Consider the following 12646-nt stretch of genomic DNA (forward strand, 5'->3'; position numbering starts at 1 on the left):
AACGACTCCGGAGGAACTTGGGATAACTATTGGACGAGAATTGCCTGTGCCAGTTCAAGGTCGCTGGCATGAAGTTTTGGCTGGGCGTGGCGCAGGTAAGACAAGGCCGATTCCAGTCGTACGCCTCTCATTTGACCATCACTGGCGACGAATGCCGCGGCATCATCCCGGGCGGCGAGCAACAGTTTATGGTCGAAGGGGGCAGAGGTCACCAGGCTTGAGGCATAACTGCTGGCCACAATGCCCTGGGTAGACAGGTTGAACGCATCGAAGGCATGGGCCGCCCCTGAGTAGCTGGCTGCAAGAAATACTGGGGTTATCAACAGATTTGAAAGAAAACGCATGAGACTCGACAGTTGAAAGTGAGTCCCAAGGCTAGCGCAAGGCCCGGGCTAGAGCCAGCGCGGAAACATTGGGACACGGCATGCGTGTCCCACATCAAGGCAAACGCTTAGATGGTCAGGATGGCCTGGGCCAATTGTGCGTCTGTTGCGTTCAGCTGTGGAGCCTGATGGCGAATGTGATCGAGTGCGCTTTCCAGTTTTACCCCACGGATGCTGCCTTCGCTGGCGACGAAGCTGGCAGCGTCGTCACGGGCCGCGAGCACGATCTTGTCATCCTTGAACGAAGACGTGATGTCGGAAGTCGCGTCGGAGGTGGCTTTGAGTGCACCGACAACGGCATCGGTCGTCACGATGAAGCTGGTGGCGTGGGCATTGGCCGCCACGGCAAGCAGGGCTGCAGCGCTGAGCAGACGAAGACGGGACATGGTGTAACTCCTTTGGATGAGACGATAAAGAGGTGGTGCAGTGTCTGATGATCAGACGCCAGACACTCGGGGGGCGCCACGTTCTGGCTTGATATTAGGCCTGAGCAGGACGTTTCGAACAGCCTATAAGAGAAAAGGTTGCTGGAAATCAGTTTGAACGGATGAAAAACTGGTTGCTCAACTGTATCGGTGTAATCGATAAATGAGAAAACTGTACTGGTTATGCGTTAACAGCCGGTGAAACGACAAAGCCCGTCGTGGTTTCCCACGACGGGCTTTGCTTGTTCAATTCGGGTTGCTGGCGGTGGACCCTGAGGTCAGAGCCAGCGACGCTAACTTAGCGCCAGAACGGCTTGCTCAGCTCTTCGTAGCGTTGTGCTTCGCTAATCCCGGCGTCAGCCAGCAGACGCGAATCCAGGCGAGCCAGCTGGTGGCGGCTGGAGATGCGGCGCTGCCACAGCATCAGGTTGGCGATAACGCGCAAAGGCATGGAAGCCTGGGTTTTTGCAGCGGTGTCTTCGAAGAACAGTTCGGAACTGAGTGTACGTTCCATGGTTTACATCCTTCCGCTTATGGCGGGATTAGGTAGTGGCTTGACTGGTGCCCATGATCCTCTCGTTTGCCTAGTCTCTGTAGATACAGTTCATCTGTATTGTGAGAGCTCAGTTAACTGTTTATAGGGGGTGTACTGGTCGAAAATGAGGCAACTGTACCTGTCTGCTCTATTGTGGTGCAATATTGGTGATTTGAGGGGGTGGTGTAGGAAAATTCGGTAGGAAATGACCGGTACAGCAGTACAGTTTTTGTCGGGATTCTGTTCGGCAACGGCAAGCTGACGAAACTGTGTTTGCGTCAGCTGCCATCTGTATCAATTACACGGCGATCATTCTTCCGGTTTCTTCCAGGTTCATGTGCCAGCTCAGTGCATCACGCAGGATATGCGGGGTGTGCCCGCCGATTGCGCAGGCCGCCGTGAAGTAGTCGTTCAGGGCCTGGCGGTAATCCGGGTGTACGCAGTTGTCGATGATGACGCGCGCCCGCTCCCGGGGTGCCAGGCCACGCAGGTCCGCCAGGCCGACCTCGGTGACGAGGATGTCGACGTCATGTTCCGTGTGGTCAACGTGGCTGACCATCGGAACCACGCTGGAAATCGCCCCGCCCTTGGCGATCGACTTGGTCACGAAGATGGCCAGGTGGGCGTTGCGCGCGAAGTCGCCCGAGCCGCCGATGCCGTTCATCATCCGCGTGCCGCAGACGTGGGTGGAGTTGACGTTGCCATAGATATCGAACTCAAGGGCGGTGTTGATGCCAATGATGCCGAGGCGACGGACCACTTCAGGGTGGTTGGAAATTTCCTGGGGACGCAGGACCAGTTTGTCCTTGTAGCGCTCCAGGTTGCCGAACACGTCAGCGTTGCGCCGGCTCGACAAGGTGATCGAACTGCCGGATGCAAAGCTCAGTTTGCCGGCATCGATCAGGTCGAACGTCGAGTCCTGCAGGACCTCGGAGTACATGGTCAGGTCTTCGAACGGCGAATCGATCAGGCCGCACATCACCGAGTTGGCGATGGTGCCGATACCGGCTTGCAACGGGCCGAGCTTGTTGGTCATGCGCCCGGCGCTGACTTCCTGCTTGAAGAAGTCGATCAGGTGATCGGCGATCGCCTGGGTATCCACATCCGGCGGCAGCACGGTGGACGGTGAGTCGGACTGGTTGGTGACCACGATGGCGACGATCTTTTCCGGCGGAATCGGGATGGCGCTGCTGCCAATGCGATCGTCGACCTTGACCAGGGGAATCGGCGTACGAGTCGGACGATAGGTCGGGATATAGATGTCGTGCAGGCCTTCGAGGTTCGGGTTGTGCGCCAGGTTGATCTCGACGATGACGTGCTTGGCGAAAATCGCGAAACTGGCCGAGTTGCCCACGGACGTAGTCGGCACGATATGGCCTTGCTCGGTAATGGCCACGGCTTCGATCACCGCGATGTCCGGCAACTTCAGTTGCTGATTGCGCAATTGCTCGACGGTTTCCGAGAGGTGCTGGTCGATGAACATCACCTCGCCGGCGTTGATCGCCTTGCGCAGGGTGCTGTCCACCTGGAACGGCATGCGTCGTGACAATACGCCGGCCTCGGTGAGTTGTTTGTCGAGGTCGTTGCCCAGGCTGGCGCCGGTCATCAGGCTGATCTTCAGCGGAGTGACCTTGGCCCGTTCGGCCAATGCGTGGGGTACGGCCTTGGCTTCGCCGGCGCGGGTGAAGCCGCTCATGCCGACGGTCATGCCGTCCTCAATCAGAGCGGCAGCCTCGGCGGCGCTCATCACTTTATCCAACAACGAAGGCAGGCGAATACGGTCACGGTACATGAATTGTTATCTCGGGCAACGGGTAGCAGGATGTCCAGTCTAGAGAATTTGTTGATGCCCTGTCCCGCTACCAAGGTCGCAAACGAGGCGTCTATTCCGGCACTTCCAGACAAAACACCATTACCGTTTCGGTAACAAAGCGGCCCTTTTCCCGACGATTAACGCAAACAAAAACGCCCCGACGAGTCGGGGCGTTGTGGTATTGCCAAGCGGTCTTACTCGACGGCTTTAACCATGTCTTCGATGACTTTCTTGGCGTCGCCGAACACCATCATGGTCTTGTCCAGGTAGAACAGTTCGTTGTCCAGGCCGGCGTAGCCGCTGGCCATCGAGCGCTTGTTGACGATGATGGTCTTGGCCTTGAACGCTTCGAGGATCGGCATGCCGGCAATCGGCGATTTCGGATCGTTCTTCGCGGCAGGGTTGACCACGTCGTTGGCACCCAGCACCAGCACCACGTCGGCCTGGCCGAACTCGGAGTTGATGTCGTCCATCTCGAACACCTGGTCGTAAGGCACTTCGGCCTCGGCCAGCAGGACGTTCATGTGGCCGGGCATACGACCGGCGACCGGGTGGATCGCGTACTTCACGGTCACGCCGCGATGGGTCAACTTCTCGGTCAGTTCCTTCAGTGCGTGCTGTGCCCGTGCTACCGCCAGGCCGTAACCCGGAACGATGATCACGGTGTCGGCGTTGGTCAGCAGGAAGGTCGCGTCGTCAGCCGAACCGGATTTCACCGGACGGGCTTCCTTGGCGCCTGCAGGACCTGCGTCGGCAGTATTGCCGAAGCCGCCAAGCAGTACGTTGAAGAAGGAGCGGTTCATCGCCTTGCACATGATGTACGAGAGGATCGCACCGGACGAGCCCACCAGGGAGCCTGCAATGATCAGCATCGAGTTGTTCAGCGAGAAGCCGATACCCGCTGCCGCCCAGCCGGAGTAGCTGTTGAGCATGGATACGACCACTGGCATGTCCGCGCCACCGATCGGGATGATGATCAGCACACCCATGATGAAGGCCAGGGCCAGCATCAAGGCGAAGGCGCTGAGGTCTCCGGTCAACATGAAGGTGATGCCCAGGCCGAGTGTCGCCAGTCCCAGCACGAGGTTCAGTTTGTGTTGACCGGTGAACTGTACGGGTGCGCCCTGGAACAGGCGGAACTTGTACTTGCCCGACAGTTTGCCGAAGGCGATTACCGAACCGGAGAAAGTGATCGCACCAATGGCGGCACCGAGGAACAGCTCCAGGCGGTTACCGGCCGGGATCGCGTCACCCAGCTGCGCAACGATACCCAGCGACTGCGGCTCGACTACCGCCGCAATGGCGATGAACACCGCTGCCAGGCCGATCATGCTGTGCATGAAGGCGACCAGCTCGGGCATCTTGGTCATTTCAACGCGTTTGGCCATGATCGTACCGACAGTGCCGCCGATCAGCAGGCCGACGATCACGTAGACGATACCGTCGTGGGCCAGCTCAGCACCGAGCTTGTAGATCAGGCCGACCGTGGTGAGGATTGCCAGGCCCATGCCGAGCATGCCGAACAGGTTGCCGCGACGCGACGTGGTGGGGTGCGAGAGTCCCTTGAGCGCCTGGATGAAGCAGACCGAGGCGATCAAATACAGGGAAGTAACCAGGTTCATGCTCATGCTTGCTGCACCTCAGCCTTGATTGCTTCGGCCTTGGCTGCCGGAGCCTTTGCTGGAGCCGCTTTCTTCTTGAACATTTCCAGCATGCGCCGGGTGACCAGGAAGCCACCGAACACGTTGACCGCGGCCAGGGCCACGGCCAGGGTGCCCATGGTCTTGCCCAGCGGGGTCACGGTGAGGGCGGCAGCGAGCATGGCGCCGACGATGACGATGGCCGAGATCGCGTTGGTCACGGCCATCAGTGGGGTGTGCAGTGCAGGCGTCACGTTCCAGACCACGTGGTAGCCGACATAGATGGCCAGCACGAAGATGATCAGGTTGTAGATACCGTGAGAGATCAGCATGTCTTCCATTGTTTTTATCCTCAGCCGTTCTTGCGCACGATCTGGCCGTCGCGGCACATCAGGCACGCGGCGACGATATCGTCTTCAAGGTTGATCACCAGTTGTCCTTCTTTATCGAACAACAGTTTCATGAAGTCCAGCAGGTTGCGTGCATACAGGGCCGAAGCATCGGCGCCTACGGCGGCAGCCAGGTTGGTCGGGCCAACGATGGTCACGCCGTTTTCGACGACCACCTGATCGGCCACGGTCAAAGGGCAGTTGCCACCCTGGGCTGCGGCGAGGTCGATGACCACCGAGCCGGGTTTCATCTGCGCCACGGTTTCCGCGCTGAGTAGTGTCGGTGCCTTGCGACCCGGAATCAGTGCCGTGGTGATGACGATGTCAGCCTGCTTGGCGCGCTCGTGCACGGCCACGGCCTGACGCTGCATCCAGCTGGCCGGCATCGGGCGGGCGTAACCGCCGACACCGACGGCGCATTCACGTTCTTCATCGGTCTCGTAAGGCACGTCGACGAACTTGGCGCCCAGGGATTCGATCTGCTCCTTCACCGCAGGACGCACGTCGGACGCTTCGATCACCGCGCCCAGGCGCTTGGCCGTGGCAATGGCCTGCAATCCGGCAACACCGGCGCCGAGAATCAGCACCCGCGCCGCTTTCACGGTGCCCGCAGCGGTCATCAGCATCGGCATGAAGCGCGGATAATGATGAGCGGCCAGCAATACGGCTTTATAGCCGGCGATGTTGGCTTGCGAGGACAACACATCCAGGCTCTGGGCGCGGGAGGTGCGAGGTGCGGCCTCCAGGGCAAAGGCGGTAATGCCGCACTCGGCCATCTTGGCGATGGTTTCGTTGTTGAACGGATTGAGCATCCCCACCACAACGGTGCCGCTCTTTATCAGCGCAAGCTCGCTGTCGCTGGGGGCGACGACCTTCAAAATCAGCTCTGCACCAAATGCCTCACTGGCGCTGCCAATGGTTGCGCCGGCAGCTTCATAGGCACTGTCGACAACGCTGGCATTGACGCCGGCGCCGCTTTGTACAGTGACCTTGTGACCCTGGCCGATCAGCTTCTTGATGGTTTCGGGGGTTGCAGCAACCCGTGTTTCACCGGTCTGGGTTTCGAGAGGAACACCAATGTGCACGTCAAATCTCCTGCGTGATCTTATTGAGTAAACCCATGCACTACGGATGGTGCGGCTGGGGCGGCCGATCAGCACGACCCCGCTAAATTCAGGCGGGGCGCGGCATTTTGCAGGCGAACTTTGTGCCCTTCAAGGGATTATGACGGGTGACGGAAAATTAACTACAAGTCACCCCGTGACCGAATGTCGCAACCAAACGGCTCAATCCCGTCTAGGCCGTGCCTTTCGTGGATTCTGGGGCCAATCCAACAAATTACACATCGGCCATATGAATGATGCGACATGGTGATGAAATAGTGGCGCAAAGCCGCGTCGTCAGGCGCTTGTGGCACGTTTGTACTGCTTGGTTTTACAGTTTTCCTCCATGCGACAAATACTTATATCTGTAGGGTTTTAATTTTTCTGACTACGAGGTCAGATAATTGCCCGGGGCCTTATCCTTCAAGGCTGTAGCCATGGGCCTGAGTTACCAGCCAGTCCCGAAAAGCCCTTAAAGACGCCGATTCGACCTTTCTCTCCGGAATCATCAGGTAATAGGCCTTGATACTGGAGAGTGCCTGGGGGTTGGCGATCACCAGGCGCGCCTCGGCCAGTTCGCGCTGAATCAGGAACGGCGGGATCAGCGCAATCCCCATGTCGTGCATCGCGGCCTGGGCCAGCATGGAGAATAGCTCGTAGCGCGGCCCTGTCATGTCCCGCGGCACATTCAGGTGCTGAGAGGCGAACCATTGGCGCCAGGCATAGGGGCGGGTGGTCTGTTGCAGTAGGGGCAGGTCGGCGATTTCGGCGGGTGTCAGGACATTCTTGTTGCCCAGCAGGGTAGGGCTGCACACGGGCATCGGGTTTTCACCCATCAACCTGTGGGATTCAGTACCCGACCAATCCGCATCACCGAAATAGATCGCGGCGTCGAAATCGGTGTCGGCAAACAGGAATGGGCGCGTGCGGTTGGTCAGGTTGACCGTCACTTCCGGGTGTTTGTGTTGAAAGTCCTTGAGCCTGGGCAGCAGCCACTGGGTGCCGAAGGTCGGAACCACGGCCAGTTCGATTACGTTGGCGCCCTGCTGGCCCATCACGGACAAAGTGTCGCGCTCGACCGCATCGAGTTGAGTGGCCACCCGGCGACTGTAGGAAAGGCCCGCCTCCGTCAGCTTGACCCCGCGCCGGGAGCGTCGGAACAGTTCCACGCTGAGGAACTCCTCGAGGCTGGCGATCTGTCGGCAAATGGCCCCTTGGGTCAGCGAAAGCTCCTGGGCGGCCTTGGTGAAGCTTTCATGGCGTGCGGCCGCCTCGAAGCTGATCAGGGCCGTTGTGCTGGGTATTTTCCTGCGCATGTACGTCAACCTCACTAATACATCGCCTTGAAAGGGATTTGCGACGTTTCGGAGTGAGAAATTAGCACAACAGTATGCGAAATCCTCGTTTGCCCAAGCGTCGAACCCGGCCTAGGATCACTGCACGTTATTTGACCCTGTTTCGAGAGGACACACTCATGGCCGGTAAAGCTAGCTTCAACTGGATCGATCCCCTGCTGCTGGATCAACAGCTCACCGAAGAAGAGCGCATGATCCGCGACACCGCTGCGCAGTTCGCCCAGCAGAGTCTCGCGCCGCGCGTGCTTGAAGCTTTCCGCCATGAAAAGACCGACCCGGCGATCTTCCGCGAAATGGGTGAAGTGGGCCTGTTGGGCGCAACCATCCCGGAACAGTACGGCGGCAGTGGCCTGAACTATGTCAGCTACGGCCTGATCGCCCGTGAAGTCGAGCGTGTCGACTCCGGCTACCGCTCGATGATGAGTGTGCAGTCCTCGCTGGTGATGGTGCCGATCAATGAATTCGGTACCGAAGCGCAGAAACAGAAATACCTGCCAAAACTGGCGTCGGGCGAGTGGATCGGCTGCTTCGGCCTGACCGAGCCTAACCATGGCTCCGATCCAGGTGCGATGATCACCCGTGCTCGCAAAGTGGAAGGCGGCTACAGCCTGACCGGCAGCAAGATGTGGATCACCAACAGCCCGATCGCCGATGTGTTCGTGGTCTGGGGCAAGGACGATGCCGGCGACATCCGTGGCTTCGTGCTGGAAAAGGGCTGGAAAGGCCTGAGCGCCCCTGCGATTCACGGCAAGGTTGGCCTGCGTGCTTCGATCACCGGTGAAATCGTCATGGACAACGTGTTCGTTCCGGAAGAAAACATCTTCCCTGACGTCCGTGGTCTGAAGGGCCCTTTCACCTGCCTGAACTCGGCCCGTTACGGCATCTCCTGGGGCGCACTGGGTGCCGCCGAGTTCTGCTGGCACACCGCGCGTCAATACACCCTGGATCGTCAGCAGTTCGGTCGCCCATTGGCCGCCACCCAGCTGATCCAGAAGAAACTGGCCGACATGCAGACCGAAATTACCCTGGCGCTGCAAGGCTGCCTGCGTCTGGGTCGCATGAAGGACGAAGGTACTGCGGCGGTTGAAATTACCTCGATGATGAAGCGCAACTCCTGCGGCAAGTCCCTGGATATCGCGCGCATGGCCCGCGACATGCTGGGCGGCAACGGTATCTCGGACGAGTTCGGGGTCGCCCGCCATCTGGTCAACCTGGAAGTGGTGAATACCTATGAGGGTACGCATGACGTCCACGCGCTGATCCTCGGTCGCGCGCAGACCGGCATCCAGGCGTTCTATTAATAGGAGAACGTTATGGGCGCGCTTTCGCATCTACGGGTACTGGATTTATCGCGGGTGCTGGCCGGGCCGTGGTCCGGGCAGATCCTCGCCGACCTTGGCGCCGAAGTGATCAAGGTCGAGCGTCCGGGCAATGGCGATGACACGCGCGCCTGGGGCCCGCCGTTCCTCAAGGACGCCTATGGCGAGAACACCAGCGAGGCCGCCTATTACCTGTCGGCCAACCGCAACAAGCAATCGGTCACCATCGACTTCACGCGCCCTGAGGGACAGAAGCTGGTGCGTGAGTTGGCGGCCAGGTCGGACATCCTGATCGAGAATTTCAAGGTCGGCGGCCTGGCGGCCTACGGTCTGGACTATGAGTCGCTGAAGGCGATCAATCCTGAACTGATTTATTGCTCGATTACCGGTTTTGGGCAAACCGGTCCTTACGCCAAGCGTGCGGGTTATGACTTCATGATCCAGGGCCTGGGTGGCCTGATGAGCCTGACGGGTCGACCTGAAGGCGAAGAGGGAGCCGGTCCGGTCAAGGTTGGCGTGGCGCTGACGGATATTCTCACCGGACTCTATTCCACGGTTGCCATTTTGGCGGCGCTTGCGCATCGAGACCACGATGGTGGCGGGCAGCATATCGATATGGCGTTGCTGGATGTCCAGGTCGCGTGCCTGGCCAACCAGGCGATGAATTACCTGACAACGGGCAATGCGCCAAAGCGTCTGGGTAATGCTCATCCGAACATCGTGCCTTACCAGGACTTTCCTACTGCAGATGGCGATTTCATCCTGACTGTCGGCAACGATGGGCAGTTTCGCAAATTTGCCGAAGTGGCGGGGCAGCCCCAGTGGGCCGATGATCCGCGTTTTGCGACCAACAAGCTGCGGGTGGCAAACCGGGCGGTGCTGATTCCCCTGATCCGCCAGGCTACGGTGTTCAAGACGACCGCTGAGTGGGTTGCTCAGTTGGAGCAGGCCGGTGTGCCGTGCGGCCCTATCAATGATCTGGCGCAGATGTTTGAAGACCCACAGGTCAAGGCGCGCGGGTTGGCGATCGAGTTGCCCCACGCCCTGGCTGGCATGGTGCCGCAGGTGGCCAGTCCGATTCGGTTGTCCGAGACGCCGGTGGAGTACCGGTATGCGCCGCCTTTGCTGGGCGAGCATACGCTGGAGGTTCTGCAGCGGGTGCTCGGCCTGGAGGCTGGGGCCGTGTCTGCTTTGAAGGCTTCGGGCGTTCTCTGATGGCGCTTTTCTATATAGAGGAGCGTTTGTCTTTCTAGATAGGGTTCAATCAGGGCGTTTTGGCGCCTCCTGCAAGTTATTGATAGAACGCCGGAATCAATGCTTGACGGCAGATTCTGGAAGCCTATAATTCGCCCCACTTCCGGCGCAGTCGAAACGGAAAACTCCTTGGTAAACAACGAGTTAAGCAGTTTTGACAGCAGGTTGCTTCAGTTCATCGAAGCCAAGAGGAAGTTAAAAAGAGGTGTTGACAGCAGCGTGTAACGCTGTAGAATTCGCCTCCCGCTGATGAGAGATCTGAAGCGCAAGTGGTTGAAGTTGTTAAGGATTCCTTGAAAACTTCTGAAAAATACCACTTGACAGCAAATGAGGCTGCTGTAGAATGCGCGCCTCGGTTGAGACGAAAGATCTTAACCAACCGCTCTTTAACAACTGAATCAAGCAATTCGTGTGGGTGCTTGTGGAGTCAGACTGCTAGTCAACAGATTATCAGCATCACAAGTTACTCCGCGAGAAATCAAAGATGTAACCAACGATTGCTGAGCCAAGTTTAGGGTTTTCTCAAAACCCAAAGATGTTTGAACTGAAGAGTTTGATCATGGCTCAGATTGAACGCTGGCGGCAGGCCTAACACATGCAAGTCGAGCGGATGAAGAGAGCTTGCTCTCTGATTCAGCGGCGGACGGGTGAGTAATGCCTAGGAATCTGCCTGGTAGTGGGGGACAACGTCTCGAAAGGGACGCTAATACCGCATACGTCCTACGGGAGAAAGCAGGGGACCTTCGGGCCTTGCGCTATCAGATGAGCCTAGGTCGGATTAGCTAGTTGGTGAGGTAATGGCTCACCAAGGCGACGATCCGTAACTGGTCTGAGAGGATGATCAGTCACACTGGAACTGAGACACGGTCCAGACTCCTACGGGAGGCAGCAGTGGGGAATATTGGACAATGGGCGAAAGCCTGATCCAGCCATGCCGCGTGTGTGAAGAAGGTCTTCGGATTGTAAAGCACTTTAAGTTGGGAGGAAGGGTTGTAGATTAATACTCTGCAATTTTGACGTTACCGACAGAATAAGCACCGGCTAACTCTGTGCCAGCAGCCGCGGTAATACAGAGGGTGCAAGCGTTAATCGGAATTACTGGGCGTAAAGCGCGCGTAGGTGGTTTGTTAAGTTGGATGTGAAAGCCCCGGGCTCAACCTGGGAACTGCATTCAAAACTGACAAGCTAGAGTATGGTAGAGGGTGGTGGAATTTCCTGTGTAGCGGTGAAATGCGTAGATATAGGAAGGAACACCAGTGGCGAAGGCGACCACCTGGACTGATACTGACACTGAGGTGCGAAAGCGTGGGGAGCAAACAGGATTAGATACCCTGGTAGTCCACGCCGTAAACGATGTCAACTAGCCGTTGGGAGCCTTGAGCTCTTAGTGGCGCAGCTAACGCATTAAGTTGACCGCCTGGGGAGTACGGCCGCAAGGTTAAAACTCAAATGAATTGACGGGGGCCCGCACAAGCGGTGGAGCATGTGGTTTAATTCGAAGCAACGCGAAGAACCTTACCAGGCCTTGACATCCAATGAACTTTCCAGAGATGGATTGGTGCCTTCGGGAACATTGAGACAGGTGCTGCATGGCTGTCGTCAGCTCGTGTCGTGAGATGTTGGGTTAAGTCCCGTAACGAGCGCAACCCTTGTCCTTAGTTACCAGCACGTAATGGTGGGCACTCTAAGGAGACTGCCGGTGACAAACCGGAGGAAGGTGGGGATGACGTCAAGTCATCATGGCCCTTACGGCCTGGGCTACACACGTGCTACAATGGTCGGTACAGAGGGTTGCCAAGCCGCGAGGTGGAGCTAATCCCACAAAACCGATCGTAGTCCGGATCGCAGTCTGCAACTCGACTGCGTGAAGTCGGAATCGCTAGTAATCGCGAATCAGAATGTCGCGGTGAATACGTTCCCGGGCCTTGTACACACCGCCCGTCACACCATGGGAGTGGGTTGCACCAGAAGTAGCTAGTCTAACCTTCGGGAGGACGGTTACCACGGTGTGATTCATGACTGGGGTGAAGTCGTAACAAGGTAGCCGTAGGGGAACCTGCGGCTGGATCACCTCCTTAATCGACGACTCAGCTGCACCATGAGCTCCCACACGAATTGCTTGATTCATTGAAGAAGACGATAGAAGCAGCTCGAAATTGGGTCTGTAGCTCAGTTGGTTAGAGCGCACCCCTGATAAGGGTGAGGTCGGCAGTTCGAATCTGCCCAGACCCACCAATTTTGTTATGGGGCCATAGCTCAGCTGGGAGAGCGCCTGCCTTGCACGCAGGAGGTCAGCGGTTCGATCCCGCTTGGCTCCACCATAACCTGCTTCGAAGTTTGAGAGTTTAGAAATGAATATTCTGCAATGAATATTGATTTCTAGTCTTTTGATTAGATCGTTCTTTAAAAATTTGGGTATGTGATAGAAAG

The 12646-nt window shown here is 57.7% G+C and carries 10 protein-coding genes, 2 tRNA genes and 1 rRNA gene; 5 read left to right on the top strand and 8 right to left on the bottom strand.

Going from position 1 to position 12646, the window contains the following annotated elements; genetic code table 11:
• Positions 1–26: 26 nt before the first annotated feature.
• From DKB71_RS01200 to DKB71_RS01235, 8 genes are all read right to left on the bottom strand, one after another.
• Complete coding sequence (locus DKB71_RS01200) at positions 27–344, bottom strand: DUF2388 domain-containing protein (protein WP_274073861.1); 318 nt, start codon at positions 342–344, stop codon at positions 27–29.
• A 107-nt stretch (positions 345–451) separates the two neighbouring features.
• Positions 452–769, bottom strand: a complete 318-nt coding sequence (locus DKB71_RS01205) for a DUF2388 domain-containing protein (protein ID WP_274073862.1) — start codon at positions 767–769, stop codon at positions 452–454.
• Positions 770–1106: 337 nt separating this feature from the next.
• Complete coding sequence (locus DKB71_RS01210) at positions 1107–1322, bottom strand: DUF1127 domain-containing protein (RefSeq protein WP_007902752.1); 216 nt, start codon at positions 1320–1322, stop codon at positions 1107–1109.
• A 319-nt stretch (positions 1323–1641) separates the two neighbouring features.
• Positions 1642–3135, bottom strand: a complete 1494-nt coding sequence (locus DKB71_RS01215) for an acetyl-CoA hydrolase/transferase family protein (RefSeq protein ID WP_323609099.1) — start codon at positions 3133–3135, stop codon at positions 1642–1644.
• A gap of 215 nt (positions 3136–3350) precedes the next feature.
• On the bottom strand, positions 3351–4784 hold the full coding sequence (locus DKB71_RS01220) for an NAD(P)(+) transhydrogenase (Re/Si-specific) subunit beta (RefSeq protein ID WP_408599414.1): 1434 nt from the start codon (positions 4782–4784) through the stop codon (positions 3351–3353).
• Entirely contained in the window at positions 4781–5137 is a 357-nt protein-coding gene (locus DKB71_RS01225) for an NAD(P) transhydrogenase subunit alpha (RefSeq protein WP_008064823.1), read from the bottom strand. The genes DKB71_RS01220 and DKB71_RS01225 overlap by 4 nt, the downstream gene beginning before the upstream one ends.
• Before the next feature lie 11 nt (positions 5138–5148).
• Entirely contained in the window at positions 5149–6270 is a 1122-nt protein-coding gene (locus DKB71_RS01230) for a Re/Si-specific NAD(P)(+) transhydrogenase subunit alpha (RefSeq protein ID WP_046818713.1), read from the bottom strand.
• 434 nt (positions 6271–6704) lie between these two features.
• Positions 6705–7604 (bottom strand): LysR family transcriptional regulator, encoded by a 900-nt coding sequence (locus tag DKB71_RS01235; protein WP_408599415.1) that lies wholly within the window; start codon positions 7602–7604, stop codon positions 6705–6707.
• A 158-nt stretch (positions 7605–7762) separates the two neighbouring features.
• Between DKB71_RS01235 and DKB71_RS01240 the strand changes: the two genes are divergently transcribed.
• From DKB71_RS01240 to DKB71_RS01260, 5 genes are all read left to right on the top strand, one after another.
• On the top strand, positions 7763–8944 hold the full coding sequence (locus DKB71_RS01240; protein WP_008064832.1) for an acyl-CoA dehydrogenase: 1182 nt from the start codon (positions 7763–7765) through the stop codon (positions 8942–8944).
• 12 nt (positions 8945–8956) lie between these two features.
• Positions 8957–10177, top strand: a complete 1221-nt coding sequence (locus DKB71_RS01245; protein ID WP_274073866.1) for a CaiB/BaiF CoA-transferase family protein — start codon at positions 8957–8959, stop codon at positions 10175–10177.
• A 580-nt stretch (positions 10178–10757) separates the two neighbouring features.
• Positions 10758–12294: ribosomal RNA gene (locus DKB71_RS01250) — 16S ribosomal RNA — on the top strand.
• Between the two features lie 80 nt (positions 12295–12374).
• Positions 12375–12451, top strand: a tRNA-Ile gene (locus DKB71_RS01255).
• Positions 12452–12461: 10 nt separating this feature from the next.
• Positions 12462–12537 (top strand) — tRNA-Ala (locus DKB71_RS01260).
• Positions 12538–12646: the final 109 nt, after the last annotated feature.

Source organism: Pseudomonas sp. PLMAX (genome assembly GCF_046042685.1).
In the GTDB taxonomy this organism is placed as follows: domain Bacteria; phylum Pseudomonadota; class Gammaproteobacteria; order Pseudomonadales; family Pseudomonadaceae; genus Aquipseudomonas; species Aquipseudomonas putida_AE.

Excerpts from the sequence above, each read along its gene's own strand:
- DKB71_RS01200 (WP_274073861.1), bottom strand. The coding sequence starts at position 344 with ATGCGTTTTCTTTCAAATCTGTTGATAACCCCAGTATTTCTTGCAGCC.
- DKB71_RS01205 (WP_274073862.1), bottom strand. The coding sequence starts at position 769 with ATGTCCCGTCTTCGTCTGCTCAGCGCTGCAGCCCTGCTTGCCGTGGCG.
- DKB71_RS01210 (WP_007902752.1), bottom strand. The coding sequence starts at position 1,322 with ATGGAACGTACACTCAGTTCCGAACTGTTCTTCGAAGACACCGCTGCA.
- DKB71_RS01215 (WP_323609099.1), bottom strand. The coding sequence starts at position 3,135 with ATGTACCGTGACCGTATTCGCCTGCCTTCGTTGTTGGATAAAGTGATG.
- DKB71_RS01220 (WP_408599414.1), bottom strand. The coding sequence starts at position 4,784 with ATGAGCATGAACCTGGTTACTTCCCTGTATTTGATCGCCTCGGTCTGC.
- DKB71_RS01225 (WP_008064823.1), bottom strand. The coding sequence starts at position 5,137 with ATGGAAGACATGCTGATCTCTCACGGTATCTACAACCTGATCATCTTC.
- DKB71_RS01235 (WP_408599415.1), bottom strand. The coding sequence starts at position 7,604 with ATGCGCAGGAAAATACCCAGCACAACGGCCCTGATCAGCTTCGAGGCG.
- DKB71_RS01240 (WP_008064832.1), top strand. The coding sequence starts at position 7,763 with ATGGCCGGTAAAGCTAGCTTCAACTGGATCGATCCCCTGCTGCTGGAT.
- DKB71_RS01245 (WP_274073866.1), top strand. The coding sequence starts at position 8,957 with ATGGGCGCGCTTTCGCATCTACGGGTACTGGATTTATCGCGGGTGCTG.